Source organism: Streptomyces sp. NPDC101110 (genome assembly GCF_044759525.1).
GTDB lineage: Bacteria > Actinomycetota > Actinomycetes > Streptomycetales > Streptomycetaceae > Streptomyces.
In genome coordinates, this window is the sequence record NZ_JBIVZM010000001.1 from 649,940 (window position 1) to 667,951 (window position 18,012).

15 protein-coding genes are annotated in these 18,012 nt (G+C 75.5%); 4 read left to right on the forward strand and 11 right to left on the reverse strand.

Features of this window, described 5'->3' with window-relative positions; genetic code table 11:
• Positions 1-291: 291 nt before the first annotated feature.
• From ACIQU3_RS03060 to ACIQU3_RS03075, 4 genes are all read right to left on the reverse strand, one after another.
• Positions 292-582 (reverse strand): hypothetical protein, encoded by a 291-nt coding sequence (locus tag ACIQU3_RS03060; protein WP_403725242.1) that lies wholly within the window; start codon positions 580-582, stop codon positions 292-294.
• The gene (locus ACIQU3_RS03065; RefSeq protein ID WP_403923172.1) at positions 570-1,214 is read right to left on the reverse strand and encodes a class F sortase; all 645 of its coding nucleotides are present in this window, start codon (positions 1,212-1,214) and stop codon (positions 570-572) included. Before ACIQU3_RS03065 ends, ACIQU3_RS03060 begins: the two co-directional genes overlap by 13 nt.
• A complete protein-coding gene (locus ACIQU3_RS03070; RefSeq protein ID WP_403923174.1) occupies positions 1,207-2,034 on the reverse strand; it encodes a DUF4397 domain-containing protein in 828 nt (275 codons plus the stop codon). Before ACIQU3_RS03070 ends, ACIQU3_RS03065 begins: the two co-directional genes overlap by 8 nt.
• A gap of 96 nt (positions 2,035-2,130) precedes the next feature.
• Positions 2,131-2,736 carry an RNA polymerase sigma factor gene (locus ACIQU3_RS03075; RefSeq protein WP_403725251.1) on the reverse strand — a complete coding sequence of 202 codons (606 nt, stop codon included), beginning with the start codon at positions 2,734-2,736 and terminating at the stop codon, positions 2,131-2,133.
• Positions 2,737-2,897: 161 nt separating this feature from the next.
• Between ACIQU3_RS03075 and ACIQU3_RS03080 the strand changes: the two genes are divergently transcribed.
• The 4 genes from ACIQU3_RS03080 (at position 2,898) to ACIQU3_RS03095 (ending at position 7,890) form a co-directional block, all read left to right on the forward strand.
• A complete protein-coding gene (locus ACIQU3_RS03080; RefSeq protein WP_403923175.1) occupies positions 2,898-4,238 on the forward strand; it encodes a MerR family transcriptional regulator in 1,341 nt (446 codons plus the stop codon).
• Positions 4,239-4,370: 132 nt separating this feature from the next.
• Positions 4,371-5,597, forward strand: a complete 1,227-nt coding sequence (locus tag ACIQU3_RS03085) for a lycopene cyclase family protein (RefSeq protein ID WP_403923177.1) — start codon at positions 4,371-4,373, stop codon at positions 5,595-5,597.
• On the forward strand, positions 5,594-6,310 hold the full coding sequence (locus ACIQU3_RS03090) for a class I SAM-dependent methyltransferase (protein WP_403725260.1): 717 nt from the start codon (positions 5,594-5,596) through the stop codon (positions 6,308-6,310). The genes ACIQU3_RS03085 and ACIQU3_RS03090 overlap by 4 nt, the downstream gene beginning before the upstream one ends.
• A gap of 8 nt (positions 6,311-6,318) precedes the next feature.
• Positions 6,319-7,890, forward strand: coding sequence for an FAD-dependent oxidoreductase (locus ACIQU3_RS03095; protein WP_403725263.1), 1,572 nt, complete (start codon positions 6,319-6,321; stop codon positions 7,888-7,890).
• 55 nt (positions 7,891-7,945) lie between these two features.
• Here the strand turns inward: ACIQU3_RS03095 and ACIQU3_RS03100 are convergent, their stop codons facing one another.
• The 7 genes from ACIQU3_RS03100 to ACIQU3_RS03130 form a co-directional block, all read right to left on the reverse strand.
• Entirely contained in the window at positions 7,946-8,962 is a 1,017-nt protein-coding gene (locus ACIQU3_RS03100; protein WP_403725265.1) for a DUF5914 domain-containing protein, read from the reverse strand.
• Complete coding sequence (locus ACIQU3_RS03105; protein WP_403725267.1) at positions 8,955-9,938, reverse strand: phytoene/squalene synthase family protein; 984 nt, start codon at positions 9,936-9,938, stop codon at positions 8,955-8,957. Before ACIQU3_RS03105 ends, ACIQU3_RS03100 begins: the two co-directional genes overlap by 8 nt.
• The gene (gene crtI / locus ACIQU3_RS03110) at positions 9,925-11,487 is read right to left on the reverse strand and encodes a phytoene desaturase family protein (protein ID WP_403923179.1); all 1,563 of its coding nucleotides are present in this window, start codon (positions 11,485-11,487) and stop codon (positions 9,925-9,927) included. The genes ACIQU3_RS03105 and crtI overlap by 14 nt, the downstream gene beginning before the upstream one ends.
• Entirely contained in the window at positions 11,484-12,626 is a 1,143-nt protein-coding gene (locus ACIQU3_RS03115) for a polyprenyl synthetase family protein (protein WP_403725272.1), read from the reverse strand. The genes crtI and ACIQU3_RS03115 overlap by 4 nt, the downstream gene beginning before the upstream one ends.
• A gap of 84 nt (positions 12,627-12,710) precedes the next feature.
• The gene (locus ACIQU3_RS03120) at positions 12,711-14,084 is read right to left on the reverse strand and encodes a cryptochrome/photolyase family protein (RefSeq protein WP_403725275.1); all 1,374 of its coding nucleotides are present in this window, start codon (positions 14,082-14,084) and stop codon (positions 12,711-12,713) included.
• 3 nt (positions 14,085-14,087) lie between these two features.
• A complete protein-coding gene (locus tag ACIQU3_RS03125) occupies positions 14,088-15,665 on the reverse strand; it encodes an SDR family oxidoreductase (protein WP_403725278.1) in 1,578 nt (525 codons plus the stop codon).
• A 216-nt stretch (positions 15,666-15,881) separates the two neighbouring features.
• Complete coding sequence (locus tag ACIQU3_RS03130; RefSeq protein WP_403725281.1) at positions 15,882-18,002, reverse strand: MMPL family transporter; 2,121 nt, start codon at positions 18,000-18,002, stop codon at positions 15,882-15,884.
• Positions 18,003-18,012: the final 10 nt, after the last annotated feature.

The window sequence follows — 18,012 nt, forward strand, 5'->3', positions numbered from 1 at the left end:
CTGGGTGGGGCTCCGTCGCAGGTCAGGATCGGCTGGCAGACATTCCGCTTCAACGTGTGACGGCCGAAGGCTTCAGGCGGTGCGGGCCGGAAGGGGCCGGGCTGAAGAGCCGGCCCCTTCCGCGTATCCGGGATCGAGTTCACGCCCGACAGCCGCAGGGATTCGTCACCGGCGGTGTGGAGTATCTCGAACGTCGTTGTCCGGCGCCGGGCCGGAATTCGGCGATGACCTCACTGCGGGAACCGGCGGACATCTGACCGCGAGGTGGCGAGGTGCGGGTGTGTGCCGGTGTCACCCTTCCGGAGTGGCGGGGGAGCCGGGCCCCTCGTCGTCCCCCGGGCGTGGGGCGGGTTCCCGGGAGACCTCGCGGATGATGTGGTGCCAGACGTGGTCCGGGGGCGGGGTGGGCAGGTCCAGGGCCTTCGCGGTGCGGGCCGCGGTCACCAGGCGGTTCAGCACGCGGAGCTCGTCCCGGCAGCGCTCGCACCGCTCGACGTGACGCAGGGCCTCGGCGTCGGCCTCGGTCGGGGTGGCGTTGCGCAGCGCCAGTTCCACCAGGTGCGCGGGCTCTACGTGGGCCACTGCGCCCTCCCGGACTCGAGGGGCTCCGCCGTGACGACGAGGTTGGACAGGTAGCCGCCGCGCTCGGGGACGAACGGGGGCGCGCACGTGATGAGCGTGAGGACCGGGGAGCCCGTGCGGCGGAATGCCGAGGGCGGCAGCTCGTCCTTGGGCACCGTGACGCGTGCGAGGACGCGGTACCGCACCGGTTCCGCCCCGGCCCTCCGCACCTCCACGCGGTCCCCGCGCCGTACGTCGTACAGCCCGGCGAGTTCGCCGATGGCCCCGGTGTCGCTGTCCACGTGGCCGACGAGCACCGCCGAACCCGAAGCGCTGCCGGGCGCCGGGCCGTAGCGGTACCAGCCGGCCACGGACGGGTCGCCGGGGACGGTCATGTCCCCCCGGTCCGTCACGCCGACCGGCGTCACCCGGGCGTCGACGCCCACGTCGGGCAGCAGGACGCGCCGGGGCGGCGGGGCCTGCCTCGGGGGCGGATCCTCCGCCGCCGCGTTGGCCGTCCGCCCGGAGGGCGCCGTCGTGAAGTCGGGCCGAGGCACGGCCGGCTGCGACGGCCGGTCCGGAAAACCGAGGACGGCTGCCAGAGCGGCAGCCGCCAGCATCGGTCCCGTCAGCCGTCGCGTGCCCTCAGCCACGTCGGCGGACGACCCGGCGGGCCACCAGCACGCCCGCCACCGCGACCGCTCCGGCCCCGGCGGCCCAGGCCGGGCCCAGGTCGGAGGAGTTCGTCGCGACCGCGGCTCCACTGCCGCCCGCGGGAACGCCGCGCGGCGACGACGCCATGCCGCTGAAGGTCTGCGTCGCCAGGGCCAGGTTCTTGTCGTCGGCGCTGCCCCAGGCGTAGACGACGTTGCTCGTGCCTTCGCCGAGCTTCAGGTCGGCCGGGCCGATGGCCACGGTGTCCGTCCCGGCGAGCACCACGTCGGTGTTCAGGGTGCCCGCGTCGAGCTCGGCGGTGTCCTCCTTCGGGTTGGTCAGATCGGTGAAGACGGGCTGTCCGCCGGCCCGGACGTCGACGGCCGGTGCTGCCGCGACATGGCGGACCGTCAGACGGGACTTGCCCGCCTCCACCTGGGAGACGTCGTTGGTGAAGGCCGTCAGCTCCGGTTTGCCGTCGGCGGAGAGATGGGCGGCGACCGTGGCGTTCGCGCCCTCGGGCACCTCGATCTTCTTCTCCAGGGCCGGAGTTCCGTCCGGGCCCTGGCCCGCTTCGAAGATCTGGATGTCGTAGGTGCCGGCGTCGAGGGACTTCGGGTCGGTCACCGTGCCGGGCTTGAAGTCGCCGACCAGTTCGTCGCCGTTGGCGTACACGTCCACGGTCATGCCGGGGATGCCGTGGAAGACGGACACCATGGCCTGGTCCTGCTTTTCGGCCAGGGCGGGAGCGGAAACGCCGAGGGCCAGGGCGCAGGCTCCGGCCGAGGCGGCGATGACGAGGCGGGTGCGGTGGGTCATGGGAATCATCCCTTCGAACGGAGCCTCCGTACGGTGCGGAGTCTCGGTCCTGTTTCGGGTACCGGGGCCGCCGCGGATGCGCGTACGGCGGCCTCGCTACAGGTCCGTGTCGGGAACCGGGGGCTGTTCGATCACCGTGCGCAGCCGGTGCAGGCCGCGGCGGGCGTGGCTCTTGACGGTCCCCAGGGGCATGCCGGTCCGCTCCGCGATCTGCGCCTGGGTCAGGTCCTCGTAGAACGCCATGCACAGCACCTCCCGCTGGTGGCGCGGCAGCCGTGCCAGGGCGTCGACCAGCAGGACCCGGTCCAGGACACGGTCCGGTGCCGCCTCGTCGGGCCCGGTGGTGTCCGCGGCGCGGGCGGCCGAGTCGATGAGGGTGAGGCGCCGGGTGCGGGCCGCCAGCGCGTCGACGATCTTGCGGCGCGTGATGCCGACCAGCCAGGCGCCGAGCGGGCCCCTCTCGGGGCGGAAGCCGGCCCTGCCGTTCCAGGCGCCGAGGAAGACCTGCTGCGTCACGTCCTCCGCCTCGTAGGTGTCGCCGAGCAGTCGGGTGGCCATGGTGTGGACGAGTGCGCCCCAGCGCCGGTAGATCGCGGCGAACGCCTCCTCGTCGGCGGCGACGAGGCCCCGGGCCAGTTCCTCCTCGTACCGCGTCTCCTCCGTGGGTGCGGCGGGGGCGGTGAGTCGCGTGTTCGTGATCATGGCCTGGTTCCTCCTGCAGTGCGTCGCGCGGGGACGGAAGGCCGTCTGCCGAACCGCACCGGTCGCGCTGCACGAGCCGCGACCATGCGCTCCCGGCCAGTGTTCGGTGCACAAACGACGCGCCTCAACATGCGTCGTTTGTGCGTCGTACAGTCGGAGGTATGGGTGCACACGAACGGGACAGCGAACGCCGCGGACGCGAAGGCCGGCCGCTCGGTGACGGGCCGCCCGGCGACGGGCCGCCCGGGGGTGGCCTGACCACCGGCGAGGTCGCCAGGAGGCTGGGGGTGGCGCCCACCACGGTCCGTACCTGGGACCGCCGCTACGGCCTGGGACCGGACGCCCACACCGGTGGCCGGCACCGGCGGTGGACCCCGTCGGACGTGGCGCGGCTGGAGCGGATGTGCGCCCTGACGGCGACCGGGATACCGCCCGCCGAGGCGGCCCGCGCGGTGCTCGCCGAAACGACGCAGCAGGCGGGCCCGGCAGGTGGGGCCGCGCGGGCGGCGCCGCAGGCGGACACGGTTGGGGGAGCGACCCGGGCGGCGCGGCCGTCGGGCCCGGCCGGCCGGGCCGCCCAAGCCTCACCCGAGGCGCTTCCGGGCACGGCCCCGGGGGCGGTCTCGGCCGCGGCCCCCGATGCGGCGCGGGGCCGGCCGGAGGCCGACCCGGAGCCGCCGAGACCGGCGCTCCCCGGCCGGCCGCCCGCCGACGTGGCAGCGCGACCGCGACCGCGGCCGTCCGCCCCCACCCGCAGCCGGGCCGGCAGCGGGCTGCGCCTCGGTGACGTCCGCCAGGAATGCAAAGGCATCGCCCGTGCCGCTCTGCGCCTGGACGCCGCCGCGCTGGACGGCCTGCTGGAGACCGCGATAGCCGAGCACGGCCTGGTCACCGCCTGGACCGAGGTGATCATGCCGACCCTCCAGGCGGTCGGCCGCAAGTGGGAGAGCTCCGGGGAGAAGTACGTCGAGGTCGAGCACTTCCTGTCCTGGCACGTCTCCGGTGCGCTGCGGCGAGGTGCCCCTCCCGCGGCCGCCGACCGCCCGGGCGCGACCGTCGTGCTCGCCTGTGTGCCGGGGGAGAGCCACACACTGCCCCTGGAGGTGCTGTCGGCGGCGCTGGCCGAACGCGGCCTGCCGGTGCGCATGTTCGGCGGCGCTCTGCCCGTGGAGTCCCTCGTCACGGCCGTTCGCAGAACGGGGCCCGCGGCGGTGGGGCTGTGGGCGCAGTCCCGGACGACCGCCAGCCGGCCGCTGGCCCAGCACGTGGCCGCGATGGAGTGGGGGGTGCGGGGCGCCCGCCGCAAGCCGGTCGTGCTGACGATAGGGCCCGGCTGGAGCGGCCGGACCGTCCCCGGGCTGCCCCGTCCGACGGGGCTGGCCGAGGCCGTCGCGGTTCTGGAGTCGGTCGTGTCGCGACAGCCCCGGCCGACTGCATCCGCACACCGCCTCCGGCGAGAAGCGGTGAGCGGACGGACCGAGTCGGACGAGACGACAGACTGAGCGGACTCACCGAACGAAAACACCGAACGAGAACACCGAACGAGAACACCGAACGAAAACACCGAACGAACAGTCCCGGTGGACCAGGCGGACGGAGCGGGGTGCGGAGATGAGCGGCGCGTGGTGGGCCCGGTGAGCGAAGGGCCCGTCGACACGTCCGACGTGGTGATCCTCGGGGGCGGTGCCGCCGGCCTCAGCCTCGCGTTCCGGCTGCTCGAGACCGATGTCGCGACCGTCACCGTGGTGGAGCCGCCCGACGGCCCCGCACGCCCGGCGGAACGCACCTGGTGCTGGTGGGACGACGCCGACGGCGAGGGCGATGCCGGGTTCGGCGAAGCGGTCACCGCCACCTGGCCCCTGCTGCGGGTGCACGGCCCCGACGGGAGCCCGCTCACCGTCGATCCGGCGCCCTTCCGCTACCGCATGGTCCGGTCCACCGCGTTCGAACGGCTGGTGCACGCGCGACTGGAGCAGTCGCCCGGCGGGCGGCTGCTGCGCGCGACCGCGGGCACGGTGCGCGACGTGCCCGCAGGCGCCGAGGTCCGCTGCACGGCACCCGGCGGACGGACCCTGACCCTGCGCTCCCGCCGCGTGTTCGACTCGCGGCCGCTGCGCACCCTGCCACCGGCCCGTACGCAACTGCTGCAGCACTTCCGCGGCTGGTTCGTGCGCACCGGCACCGGCCGGTTCGACCCGGCGGTCGCCGACCTCATGGACTTCCGGGTGCCCCAGCCGCGCCACGGCCTCGCCTTCGGCTACGTCCTGCCACTGGCACCGGACCGGGCGCTCGTCGAGTACACCGAGTTCTCCCGTCGCCCCCTGACGACGGCGGCGTACGAGGCGGCGCTCGGCCACTACGCCCGCGAGGTGCTGCGCCTGGGCGAGTTCGCGGTGGAGTCGGCCGAGCAGGGCGTCATCCCCATGACCGACGCCCGCTTCCCCCGGCGCACCGGCACGGCCGTCTTCCGTATCGGCACGGCGGGCGGCGCCACCCGCCCCGCCACCGGCTACACCTTCGCGGCCGTGCAGCGGCACAGCCGGGCCGTCGCCGCGGCCCTGCGGGACGGCCGCGCCACCGTGCCCGCGCCGCACGGCCGGCGGGCGCTCGCCATGGACGCGGTGCTGCTGCGGGCCCTCGACACCGGGCGGATCGACGGCCCCGCCTTCTTCACCGGCCTCTTCCGCCGCACCCCCGCGCACCGCCTGCTGCGCTTCCTCGACGGCGCCACCTCCCTCCGGGAGGAGTGGGGCATCGGACTGCGCACGCCCGTGGCCCCGATGCTGCGCACCGCGCTCGAAGTGCCCTTCCTGCCCCGCCGTACCCACCCCGCCCCAGGAACCGGAGAGAGCCCCCGATGACCCTGCTGCGCGACCGCGACCTGGCACGCGCCTTCGACCACGCGTCCCGCACCTACGACCGCCTCACCGGCCTCAACCCGGGCTACCGCGCCGACCTGCTGCGCTCGGCCCGCCGGCTCCGGCTGCCGCAGGACGGGGCGGGTCTGCACCTGCTCGACCTGGGCTGCGGCACCGGCGCCTCCACCCGGGCCCTGCTGCGGGCCGCGCCCCGGGCCCGCGTCACCGCGGTGGACGCCTCCGCGGGCATGCTGCGGCAGGCGCTGGCCAAGCCGTGGCCCGGCACCGTGCGCTTCCTGCACCTGAGCGCCGAGGAACTCGCGGCGGCCGGCGAGGGGCCCTTCGACGCGGTCTTCGCCGCCTACCTGTTCCGCAACGTCTCCGACCCCGACGGCGTCCTCGGCACGGTGCGCGCACTGCTGCGGCCGGGCGGGAGGCTGGCCGTCCACGAGTACAGCCTCGGTGGCTCGCCCATGCACCGGGCGCTGTGGACGGCCGTGTGCCAGGGCGTGGTCATCCCCGCGGGCACCCTCACCGGCGACCGCGCCCTGTACCGGCACCTGTGGCACAGCGTCCTCGACTTCGACACCGCCTCCGCCTTCACCGGACGGCTGACCCGGGCCGGGTTCACCGGTGCGCGCGCCCTCCCCCTGGCCGGATGGCAGACCGGCATCACGCACACGTTCGTCGCCGCGGCGGGGGAGGCCGGCCGATGAGCCGCCCGATGAGCCGCCCGACGAGCCCCCGCCCCGCCCGCCGCGGCCGGGACCGCAAGGCCGAGGTCCTCATGCCCGCGCCGGGCCGGAACCGGTTCGCGCCCGGGGACGCGCCGTCCGTCGCCGTGGTCGGCGGCGGCATCGCCGGACTGGCCGCGGCCACCGGTCTGGCCGAACGCGGCGCCCGGGTCACCCTCTACGAACGCGAGGACGCCCTCGGCGGCCGCCTCGCCGGGCACCCCACCCGGCTGGCCGACGGCTCCGAAGTGACCATGAGCCGCGGCTTCCACGCCTTCTTCCGCCAGTACTACAACCTGCGCGGCCTGCTGCGGCGTACCGACCCCGCCCTCGCCCGCCTCACCCCGCTGCCCGACTACCCCCTGCGGCACAGCGGCGGACTCACCGACAGCTTCGCCCGCGTCCCGCGCACCCCGCCCCTGAGCGCCCTCGGCTTCGTCGCCCTCAGCCCCACCTTCGGCTGGCGCGACCTCACCGCCCTGGACGCGCGGGCGGCGCTGCCGCTGACCGACGTACGCGTGCCCGACGTGTACACACGCTTCGACGGGATGAGCGCGACCGCCTTCCTCGAACGCGTCCGCTTCCCCGAGGCCGCGCACCACCTGGCCTTCGAGGTGTTCTCGCGCAGCTTCTTCGCCGACCCGCGTGAACTCTCCGCCGCCGAACTGATGCTGATGTTCCACATCTACTTCCTCGGCTCCTCGGAGGGGCTGCTCTTCGACGTGCCCGACGAGCCCTTCCCACAGGCCCTGTGGGAGCCGCTCGCCGACTACCTCCGGCGCCTCGGCGCGACCCTGCGCACCGGTACCCCCGTACACCGCGTGCAGCCCACCGGCGCCGGCGGAGCCGAGGTGCGCACCGGCACCGGCACCGACCGGCACGACGCCGTGGTGCTCGCGCTCGACACCGCCGGGCTGCGGCAGGTCGTCGCCGCCTCACCCGGCCTCGGCACCGCCCCCTGGCGCGACGGCATCGCCGCCCTGCGCACCGCCCCGCCGTTCCTCGTCTCACGGCTCTGGCTCGACCGGCCGGTGCGCGCCGACCGCCCCGGCTTCCTCGGCACCAGCGGCTACGACGGCCTGGACAACATCAGCGTCCTGGAACGCTACGAGGGCGAAGCCGCCCGCTGGGCCGCGAAGCACGACGGTTCCGTGGTGGAACTGCACGCCTACGCCGTCACCCCCGGGGCGGACCGGGAGAGCGTGCAGGACGCGCTCCTCGGGCAGTTGCGGCGGGTGTACCCGGAGACCGGCCGGGCGCGTGTCGTCGACGCCCGGCACGAGTGGCGCTCGGACTGCCCGCTCTTCCCGGCCGGCACCCACCACCGGCGCCCCACCGTGCGCACCCCGCACCCGTGGCTGACGCTGGCCGGCGACGGGCTGCGCTGCGACCTGCCCGTGGCCCTGATGGAACGCGCCGCCACCACCGGCTTCCTGGCGTCCAACGCGCTGCTCGCCGGGTGGGGCGTCCGCGGCCAGGTGCTGTGGACCGTGCCACGGTCGGGCCGCTCCCGGCTGCTGCGGGCACTCGGGACGCTCGCGGAACGTCCGGTGCGCCGGTGAGGGGCCGCCGGACGGGCCCGGGCCGCTCCGCGCAGGCCCGTCCGGCGGGGTCGTGTCAGCCGGGGAAGCGTCCGGTGCTGCGCAACTCCCAGCGCCTCTCGGCGTAGGCCAGGTCGTCGCGCCACAACCGTCCGGCCGTGTGCCGCATCAGGGGGCGCAGCACGGGGGCCGCGGCCCGGGCCAGGGCGAAACCGCGCCGGTCCGAGGCGGCGACGACCGCTTCGACGACGGCGGTCCGCGGCTGCTGCGCGTCCGCGGCGGTCAGCGGCGTGGCATGGGTCTCCACCACGGACGTCGCCCCCTCGCCGTCGGTGATGCGCATCAGCACGGTGCGCGGCTCCGGCGCGGTGAACTCGGCCCGCACGGGCACCACCAGACGGCCCGCCACCCGGAAGGAGACGTCGACGACGAAGGCGTCGTCCTCGTCGCCCCCCTGGTCGCCCCGCGGTTCCCTCACGACCGTCAGATCGACGAAGGAGTACGGGTGGAACCAGGACCCGTGCCACGGGTCGAGCCGGTTGGCCACCACGTCCTGCGGTTCGCACCGCCCGATCGCCGTGAACACCGCGTCCACCCCGCTGCCCGGTGCGGGCCGGGCCGGGACCGCGGGCCGCTCCGACGGCTCCTCGCCGCCGACCGCGTCCAGCCGTACCCACACCAGCACCCCGTCGTCGTGGGCGGGGTACGGCGGCCAGCCGGCGAACGCGGAGCCGTCCAGGGCCAGTCCGTGCCAGTGGCACACGAGCGTGCCGCACACCACCCTGCTGTCGCGCAGCGGAGCACCGAGGTGCGGGCAGGCGCCGGGACCCGCCCGGAGCTCACCCGCCGGCGAGCGCCACAGCACCACCTCGACGCCGCCGACGGTCCTGCCGCAGGGGCGGCCGGGGCGCACGTCCCGGGAGGCACCCACCACGAACCAGTTGCCCGACGGCCGCGCGCAGGCCCGTTTGAGGGCGTCGGCGATCAGCGCCGGGCGGGCGTCGCGCCAGGTCGGCGTCTGCTCCGCCCAGCCGGGGCCGCGGCGCCGCCGCAGCGGTGAGGTCCAGCGTGCCTTGCCGGCTCGGTCAGCCACGACCCGGTCCCTTCCGTTCCAGGGCGCCGCGGTCCGCCGCGGGCGCCGCATGCCGCCGTGCGAGGGCCACCTTGAGGACACCGGCCGCGGCGGTGGCGGCCCGCTGCCGGCGGGGTACCACGGCACGGCGGTGCAGCACGGTGTAGTCCTGCCGCGCGATCGCGTCGAGGATGCCGCCGTACAGCGTGAACGCGGTTCTGATGCAGGGCCGCACCCGCGGGTCGAGCATCGCGATGCCCGGTTCCGCCTCCCGGTACACGTCCCTGGTCAGGGCCTCGGCCGCGACCAGTGCGGCCCGGATGCGAGGGTCGCGCCGGCCGCTGCGCCTGCTCCACTCCAGCAGCGGCCGGTCCACCCCGTGGGCGGCGAGCAGGTCCGCGGGCAGGTAGACGCGCCCCCGGTCCAGGTCCTCGCCCACGTCCCGCAGGAAGTTGGTCAGCTGGAACGCCACCCCGAGGGCCGCCGCGCGCGGTGCCGCCTCCTCGCGCGGGACGACCGTGCCGAGCACGGGCAGCATCTGCAGGCCGATCACCGCGGCCGAGCCGTGCATGTAGGCCCGCAGATCGGCGTAGGTCGGGTAGTCCGTGACGGTCAGGTCGGCGCGCATCGAGGCGAGGAAGTCGGCGAACAGGTCCACGTCGATGCCGTAGCGGTCGGCGGTGTCGGCCACGGCGCGGACCACCGGTTCGTCCCCGCCGCCGGTGCGCAGCGCCTGGGTGAGGTCCTCCTCCAGCCGCTTCAGCAGGAGGTCCCGCTCGTCGGGCGTCAGCCGCCGGTCCAGCTCGTCGACGATGTCGTCGGCCCAGCGGGCGAAGCCGTACAGCGCGTGCACGGCCGTACGGCGTTCCGGCGGCAGCAGGCGCGTGGCCAGGAAGTAGGTGCGGCCATGGCGGGCGTTGAGCCGTCGGCACCGGCTGTAGGCGGCGCGCAGGGCGGGGTCGGTGATCCCGGCGGCGTCCAGTTCACGACGGGTCATGGGCACCTGCTCCGGTCGGGGCGGACGGGCGGCGGTACGCGGACCGGCCCGCCCGGGGCACGGGGGCGGGGCCTCCGGTGACGCGGGCGGCGGCGAGTTTCCCGCTGATGAGCACGGTCGGTACGCCGACACCGGGTGTGGTCCCGCAGCCGGCCAGCACCACGTTGTCCAGCCCTCGGACGAGGTTGCGCGGCCGGAAGGGCCCGGTCTGGGCGAAGGTGTGGGAGACGGAGAAGGGACTGCCCGCCGCGTGGCCCTGGGCCGTCCAGTCCAGCGGGGTCACCAGCAGTTCCTCCTCCACGCTGTCCGCGAAGCCGTCCAGGCCGCGGCGCTCCAGCTCGGCGACCAGCCGGTCGCGGTAGCGGGGGCCCAGGTCCCGCCAGGCGGCGGCGGAGGGGCCCACGTCGGTGTTGGGGCAGGGCGCCAGGACGTAGTGGAGGTGACGGCCCGGCGGCGCCAGCGAGGCGTCGTGCGTGGTCGGGCGGGTGATCAGCAGGGACGGGTCGCTCATCAGCGTCCCCGTCCGGGTCAGTTCGTCGAAGGTGCGCTCCCACGCGGCGCCGAAGGACAGCGTGTGGTGGGCGAGGTGCGGCCAGGTGCGGTCGGTGCCCGCGTGCAGGATCACCGCGGACGGCGAGTGCCGCAGCGGCACCGGACGCCGGGGCGCCCTGCCCAGCAGCCGGTGCGCGGCGGGCAGTTCACAGGTCAGCACCACCGCGTCGCACGGGATGCGCTCGCCCGAGGCGAGGCGGACGGCCCGCACCCGGCCCGCGGCGCGTTCCAGCGTGCTCACCTCGGCCGACCAGCGCAGCTCGGCACCGGCGGCGGCCGCCACGTCGGCCATCGCGCGGGGCAGCGCGTGCATGCCGCCCTTGGGGAACCAGACCCCCGCCACGGTGTCCATGTAGGCGATCACCGCGTACGCCGCGAGCGCCCGGGCCGGGGCCACACCGGCGTACAGGGCCTGGAAGGAGAAGACGCGGCGCAGCCGGGCGTCGGAGAGGAAACGGCCGATCCGGGCGTCCAGCCGGCCGAACCCGCCGAGCGCCGCGAGACGGGCCAGGTCCGGGTGCGCCAGCTGGAACGGCGAGTCGAAGTTGGTGTCGATGAACCGGCGCATCTGCGCCCGGTACAGCCGCTCCAGCCACCCGCGCAGTCTGCGGTAGCCCGCCGCCTCCACCGGCCCGGCGAAGCGCCGCACCTCCGCCTCCATGGCGTCGCCGTCGGTGTGCACGTCGAGCGAGGACCCGTCCGCGAAACCGGCACGGTAGGCGGGGTGCAGGGCCACCAGCTCGACGTGCCCGCGCAGGCTCTCGCCGACGGCCGCGAACGCCTCGTCGGCCAGGTGCGGCATGGTCAGCACGGTCGGCCCGGTGTCCACCAGGTAGCCGCCGAGCCCGGCCCGGCCCGCCCTCCCGCCCGGGCCGGCGTCCCGTTCGACGAGCGTGACCCGGCGGCCGGCGCCCAGCAGGTGCAGGGCGCACGCCAGCCCGGACAGGCCGGCGCCCACCACGACGACATGGTCCGTCGGACCCGTCACGGTCCTCATACGAGCTCCTGCGCGTGCTGCGGGACGACGCCCGAAGCCCGCCGGACGAGATCGGCGAACTCCCGCCGTACGGCGGGCGCGGCACCGGCCGCCTCGAAGTGCCGCAGGCCGGCGGCGGCCAGGTCCGCGATCCTGGACTCCACCTCGGCCCGTGCGCCCGTCCGCTCCAGCGCCGCCCGCATCCGCTCGACGGTGTGCCCCGGCCGGGCGTCAGCGTCCGGGGCGAGCACGGCGGCGGCGTCCTCGTCGCCACCGGCTTCCGCGAGCCGGACGGCGACGGCGAGGAGCGGGGTGAGCTTGCGGAAGCGCAGGTCCTCGTCGGCCGGTTTGCCCGTCAGCGCCGGGTCCCCGAACGCGCCGAGCAGATCGTCGCGCAGCTGGAAGGCGAGCCCCGCGCACCGGCCCGCCGCCCGCAGCGCGCCGAGGGTCCGCGCGTCGGCGCCGGCCAGCGACGCACCCAGCGTCAGCGGCCGTACGACCGTGTACCGGGCGCTCTTCAGAACGGCGATGGTCAGTGCCTCCTCCGCGCCGGACGAGCCGCTCGCCTGCGCCCGCAGGTCGCGGTACTGCCCGGCGACCATCTCGGTGCGCATGGCCCGCCACTCCTCGTTCAGCCGCGCCCCGTACGGGGAGGCGAGCGCCGTCTCCGTCAGCAGGTCGTCCGCCCACGCCAGCGCCAGATCGCCCGCGAGCACGGCCGCCGACGTCCCGAACGCCTCGGCGGAGCCGCCGGCCCGTCCGGGCCGGTGCCCACGGGCGAAGTCCACGTGCATCGCGGGCCCGCCCCGGCGCAGCGGTGATCCGTCCATCACGTCGTCGTGGATGAGCGCGCAGGCCTGGAGCAGTTCGAGGGCGGCCCCGGTGCGCAGGACCGCACCCGTGTCGCCCGAGCCGCCCGCGGCCCGCCAGCCGCACCACACGAACGCGGTCCGCAGCCGCTTGCCGCCCCGCCGGACGAACGCGGCGACGCGCTCGGCCATGTCGTGGGTGAACACCGCATCCGTGTCGTGTGCTTGCCGCAGCCGCGCGTCGAGCACCCGCTCGAGGACGGCCTCCATGGCGCGCGTGGCTCCGGGAGCCGTGAGCGGGGCGTCGTTCGGCTCCGCCGGTCCGGCCACCGTCGGCCGCGGTCCAAGCATGCGCAACCCCTTCTCGCTTCCGGTCATCCGCACATCAGTGCTTCCGCTGGGAGCGGTGATTCGGATGCGCCGGGTTCCGGGCTCTCAGTCACGGCCCCGGGCCTGCCGGAACCGGGCCAGGCCCTCGCCGAGGTCGAGGAGCGGTTCCGGATAGCGCAGCCCGGCCCGCCGGTCCTCGGGCAGCCGCCACGGCTCGTGCACCGCGGCGCCGCCGACGTCCGCCAGCTCGGGCACCCAGCGGCGGACGTAACCGCCGTCCGGGTCGTAGCGCTTGCCCTGGAGGACGGGGTTGAGGACGCGGTGCGGGCGGGTGTCGGTGCCGGTGCCGGCGACCCACTGCCAGTTCAGCTGGTTGTTGACGAGGTCGCCGTCCACCAGGAACCGCAGGAAGTGCCGGGCGCCGATCCGCCAGTCCACGTACAGCGTCTTGGTCAGGAAGCTCGCCACGACCAGCCGTGCCCGGTTGTGCATCCAGCCCTCGTGGCGCAGCTGGCGCATGCCCGCGTCGACCACCGGGTAGCCGGTACGGCCCTCCCGCCACGCGGCGATGTCCTCGGCGGCGTCCTCCTCGCCGCGCCACCGGTCGTCCCGGGAGCGGTAGTCCCGGGCGGACACCTCGGGCCGGGCCGCGAGGACCTGGTGGTGGAAGTCGCGCCAGCACAACTGGCGGACGAACGCCTCCGCCCCGGCCCCGCCCTTCTCGCGGGCCCGCCGGACGACCTCCACCGGTGAGAGCGCCCCGAAGTGCAGGTAGGGCGACAGGCGTGAGGTCGCGTCGCCCGCCAGGTCGTCGTGCCGCTCCTCGTAACGGGACAGGTCCGCGTCCGCCCAGCGCGCGAACCGGTCGCGTCCGGCCGACTCCCCGCCGGGCGGGAGGGCCGGGGACAGGTCCGTCCCCGCCGGGCGCGACGGCGGGTCCTCGCCGCGGGCCGCTTCGGGGACCCGCACCGCTCGCGGCGCGGGCAGGGGGTCGCGCAGCCGCTCCTTGGACCAGCGGCGCATGTACGGGGTGAACACGGCGAAGTGGTCCGAGCCGGTCGGTGTCACGGCCCCGGGTGCGAGAGCGGTGACCACGCCGTCGTGCACCCGCAGCCGGACACCGTCGGCGTCGAGTTCCTTGCGCAGCCGCTCCTCACGGCGGTGGGCGAAGCCGGTGACCCCCGCCGCCATATGCACCTCCGTGGCGCCGCACGCGGCGGCCACCGCGCGGACCTCGCGGGCGACCGGCCCGCTGCGTACGACCAGCCGTCCCCCGAGGCGGCGCAGCGACGAGTCGAGGTCGGCCAGGCAGTCGGCGAGGAACGCGGCGCGGTTCGGCACGTCGAAACCGGCGGCGTGCACGGCGGGGTCGCGCACGAACAGGGGCACCACCTCGTCCGCCGTGTGCAGCGCGGCGTGCAGGGGCGGATGGTCGTGCAGACGCAGGTCCGAGGTGAACAGGACGACCGCGACGGTCATGTGTCACTCCTGGTGCGGTGGTGCGGATGCCGTTCGTTCCGGGACACTTCGACGCCGTCGGGCCCGCCGGATGCGCGAGCCGCCACGCCGTCCGCCGGTGCCCTCGGACGCGGCCCGGGCGATGTTGCGCGCCATGCCGCCGAACACGGCGGAGTGGAAGGGGGCGACGCTCCACCAGTAGGCGTGGCCCAGCAGGCCGCGCGGATGGAACAGGGCGCGCTGCCGGTAACGGGTACGGCCCGCCTCGTCGGTCTCGGCGTACATCTCCAGCCAGGCGAGGCCGGGTAGCCGCATCTCGGCGCGCAGCCGCAGCAGATGACCCGGTTCCAGTTCCTCGACCCGCCAGAAGTCCAGGGAGTCACCGACCCTCAGGCGCTCGGTGTCCCGCCGTCCGCGGCGCAGCCCGACCCCGCCCGAGAACCGGTCCAGCCACCCCCGGACCGCCCAGGCCAGCGGGGAGGAGTACCAGCCGTTGTCGCCGCCGATGCCCTCGACGACCTTCCACAGCTCCGCCCGGGAGGCGTCGACGGGCCGCTGCCGTTCGTCCTGGTAGAGGCTGCCGCCCGCCCAGTCCGGGTCGGTGGGCAGCGGGTCGCTGGGCGCTCCGGGCACCGATGCCGAGGACCAGCGCGTGGCGACCTGCGCCTCGCGCACCTTGCGCAACGCCAGGGTCAGCGCCTCCTCGAACGGCAGCGGCCGGCCGGGGAGGTCCGGAACGTACCGGGCGATGTCGTGTTCGCGGCAGACGACCTCGTGCCGCAGCGACTCGGTCAGCGGCCGGGCGAGGCCGGCGGGCACCGGGGTGACCAGGCCGACCCAGTGACTGGACAGCCGCGGGGTGAGCACCGGGACCGGCACGATGAACCGCCTCGGCAGCCCGGCCACGGCGGCGTAGCGCAGCATCATGTCGCGGTAGGTGAGGACGTCCGGCCCGCCGATGTCGAAGGCCCGGTCGACGTCGTCCGGCATGGTGGCCGATCCGACGAGGTAGCGCAGCACGTCACGCACCCCGATGGGCTGGGTGCGGGTGTGCACCCAGCTCGGGGTGACCATGACCGGCAGGCGTTCGGTGAGGTAGCGCAGCATCTCGAACGACGCCGAACCGGAGCCGATGACGACGGCGGCCCGCAGCACCGTCGCGGGCACGGGGCAGTCGAGGAAGATCTCCCCGACCTCGGCACGGGACCGCAGGTGCGGGGAGAGCGACTCCTCCGGAACACCGTGCGGTGTGAGCCCGCCGAGGTAGACGATCCGCCGTACGCCCGCGGCCCGGGCCTGCTCGGCGAAGACCCGGGCGGCGGCGCGGTCGGTGTCCTCGAAGCGGGAGCCGGAGCCGAGGGCGTGCACCAGGTAGTAGGCGACGTCGACACCGCGCATCGCGGCGGCGACCGACTCCGGGTCCGTGACGTCGCCCCGGACCGTCTCGGCGTGCGCCGCCCAGGGGTGGTCACGGAGTTTGCCGGGGGAGCGGGCCAGGCACCGGACGCGGTGGCCCTCCTGGAGCAGTTCAGGCACCAGGCGGCCGCCGATGTACCCGGACGCCCCGGTGACCAGACAGTGCAACCGCCCGTCCGTCGCCATTCCCGTGCCTCCCGGCGCCGTACCGCTGCCGTGCCGCCGGATCGCGACCGGCCCTGACGGGACCACTTCCGGCCCGGCGCCCTCGGCGGATGCACCCGACGAGGCCCCAAGTGCATTGAGCCCGTCCCGCCGGGGCCCGCCAGGCCGTTTGAGCCGTCCGGGTGGGTCGGCGCGGGGGGCGTCAGGCTGTCCCCGCTGGTCGGCGCGGCGGGCGTTTCAGCCGTCCAGGCGGGCCGGCACGGCGGGTTTCCCGGCCGCCTCGTCCCGGCGGGCCGGCGTGCTCGGCCACCACGCCCGCGGCCCGATGTCGATCACCAGTGCCGGCACCAGCAGGGAGCGCACGACGAGCGTGTCGAGCAGCACCCCGAAGGCGACGATGAACGCGATCTGCACCAGGAACGCCAGGGGGATCACCATCAGCGCCGCGAACGTGGCGGCCAGCACCACACCCGCCGAGGTGATCACGCCGCCGGTGGTGGTCAGCCCGCGCAGCACCCCCTGCCGGTTGCCGTGTGCCAGCGACTCCTCCCGGACCCGGGACATCAGGAAGATGTTGTAGTCGACGCCGAGGGCCACCAGGAACACGAAGCCGTACAGCGGTACCGAGGCGTCCGTGCCGCCGAAGCCCAGGAGGTGCTGGAAGACCAGGGCCGACACCCCCAGCGTCGCCAGGAAGTTGAGCCCCACGGTCGCCACCAGCAGCACCGGCACGAGCAGGGAGCGCAGCAGCAGCATCAGGATCAGCAGGATGACGGCCAGCACGATCGGCACGATGACCGTCCGGTCCCGGGCGGCGGTCCGCTGGGTGTCAAACTGCTGCGCCGTGTACCCGCCGACCAGGGCGTCGGCCCCGGGCACCGCGTGCACCCTCGCGCGCAGTCGCTCGACCGTCTCCTTTGCCGCGTCGCTGTCCGCCGCAGCCTTCAGGGTGACGTCGACGCGCACCCGCCCGTCGACGACGAGCGGTTCGCCCGCCCCGGGCCGTCCGGAGGCGGAGACGGCGCCGGCGGAGGCCACGCCCTCGGTGCCGCGCGCGGCGGCCGTCACCGCGGCGGTGCGGTCCGCGTCGGCGATGACGACGGCGGGGTTGCCGGACCCCCCGGGGAAGTGCTCGCCGAGCGTCGCCTGGGCGGTCACCGACGGAGCGTCGTTCACGAAGATCTCGTCGAGCGGCACGCCCTTGGAGGACAGGGACGGCGCGAAGGCCGCGCAGACGGCCAGGACGAGAGCCGTGACCACCCAGGTCCGCCGGGGCCGGCCGTCCACCGTCCGGGCGACCCGCCGCCACACGCCGCTGCCCTCGGCTGACTCCTCGGGGGCCTTGGGCCGCGACGGCCAGTAGGCGGTGCGGCCCAGCAGGGCCAGCACGGCCGGCAGGAAGGTGAGGGTGACCAGTACGGCGCAGCCGATGCCGATGGCGCCGACCGGCCCGAGCGCGCGGTTGTTGGTGAGGTCGCTCGCGAGCAGCGCCAGCAGCCCGAGCGCCACAGTGGCGGCACTGGCGGTGATCGCCCCGAACGACCGGCGCACGGCGGCCACCGCGGCTGCGAAACGGTCCTCGCGCAGGGCGAGTTCCTCCCGGAAGCGCGCGGCCAGCAGCAGGGCGTAGTCGGTGGCGGCGCCGATCACCAGGATCGACAGGATGCCCTGCACCTGGCCGTCGACCCGGACCACGTCCCGGTCGGCCAGCGCGTAGACCACGGCGCAGGCGAGACCCAGCGCGAAGACCGACCCCAGGATGATCAGGAGCGGCAGCAGGACGCTCCGGTACACCAGCAGCAGGATCAGCAGCACGGCCCCGAGGGCCACGCCCAGCAGCAGCCCGTCGATGCCCGCGAACGCGTCCGACAGATCGGCCTGACTGGCGGCCGGCCCGGCGATGTGCACGGTGGTGCCGGGCACGCCCCGGGCCGCCTCGCGCACCGTGTCGAGGGCGGTGGGCAGTTCGTCGCCGAGGTCGGGCTTCAGCGGGACGACGGCCTGTATCGCCTCGCGGTCCTCGGAGAGCAGGGCGGGGGAGGGGCGGCCCGCGACGCCGGGCTTCCCGGCGAGCGCGGCGACGGCTCGGCCGGCCTCGGCCTGCCGCTCCGCGGTGAACTGCTCCCCGTCCGCCGTCCAGACCACGATGGCCGGCACGGTCTCGGCCCGGTCGAAGGCGGCGCGGGCCTGGAGGACCCGGGTGGACTCGGCGCTCCGGGGCAGGAAGGCGGCCTGGTCGTTGGTGGCCACCTCGCCGAGCTTGCCGGCGTAGGGACCGAGCGTCCCGCCCACCCCCAGCCAGACGAGCAGCAGAACGAGCGGTACGAGCCGCCGGGCCCATCGCGGTGCGGTACTCATGCGCATCCCA

Bases quoted from the DNA above. Each gene is read 5' to 3' on its own strand.
- ACIQU3_RS03070 (WP_403923174.1), bottom strand. From the start codon at position 2,034: ATGACCCACCGCACCCGCCTCGTCATCGCCGCCTCGGCCGGAGCCTGC.
- ACIQU3_RS03075 (WP_403725251.1), bottom strand. From the start codon at position 2,736: ATGATCACGAACACGCGACTCACCGCCCCCGCCGCACCCACGGAGGAG.
- ACIQU3_RS03080 (WP_403923175.1), top strand. From the start codon at position 2,898: ATGGGTGCACACGAACGGGACAGCGAACGCCGCGGACGCGAAGGCCGG.
- ACIQU3_RS03090 (WP_403725260.1), top strand. From the start codon at position 5,594: ATGACCCTGCTGCGCGACCGCGACCTGGCACGCGCCTTCGACCACGCG.
- ACIQU3_RS03095 (WP_403725263.1), top strand. From the start codon at position 6,319: ATGAGCCGCCCGACGAGCCCCCGCCCCGCCCGCCGCGGCCGGGACCGC.
- ACIQU3_RS03105 (WP_403725267.1), bottom strand. From the start codon at position 9,938: ATGACCCGTCGTGAACTGGACGCCGCCGGGATCACCGACCCCGCCCTG.
- crtI (WP_403923179.1), bottom strand. From the start codon at position 11,487: ATGAGGACCGTGACGGGTCCGACGGACCATGTCGTCGTGGTGGGCGCC.
- ACIQU3_RS03115 (WP_403725272.1), bottom strand. From the start codon at position 12,626: ATGCTTGGACCGCGGCCGACGGTGGCCGGACCGGCGGAGCCGAACGAC.
- ACIQU3_RS03120 (WP_403725275.1), bottom strand. From the start codon at position 14,084: ATGACCGTCGCGGTCGTCCTGTTCACCTCGGACCTGCGTCTGCACGAC.
- ACIQU3_RS03125 (WP_403725278.1), bottom strand. From the start codon at position 15,665: ATGGCGACGGACGGGCGGTTGCACTGTCTGGTCACCGGGGCGTCCGGG.
- ACIQU3_RS03130 (WP_403725281.1), bottom strand. From the start codon at position 18,002: ATGAGTACCGCACCGCGATGGGCCCGGCGGCTCGTACCGCTCGTTCTG.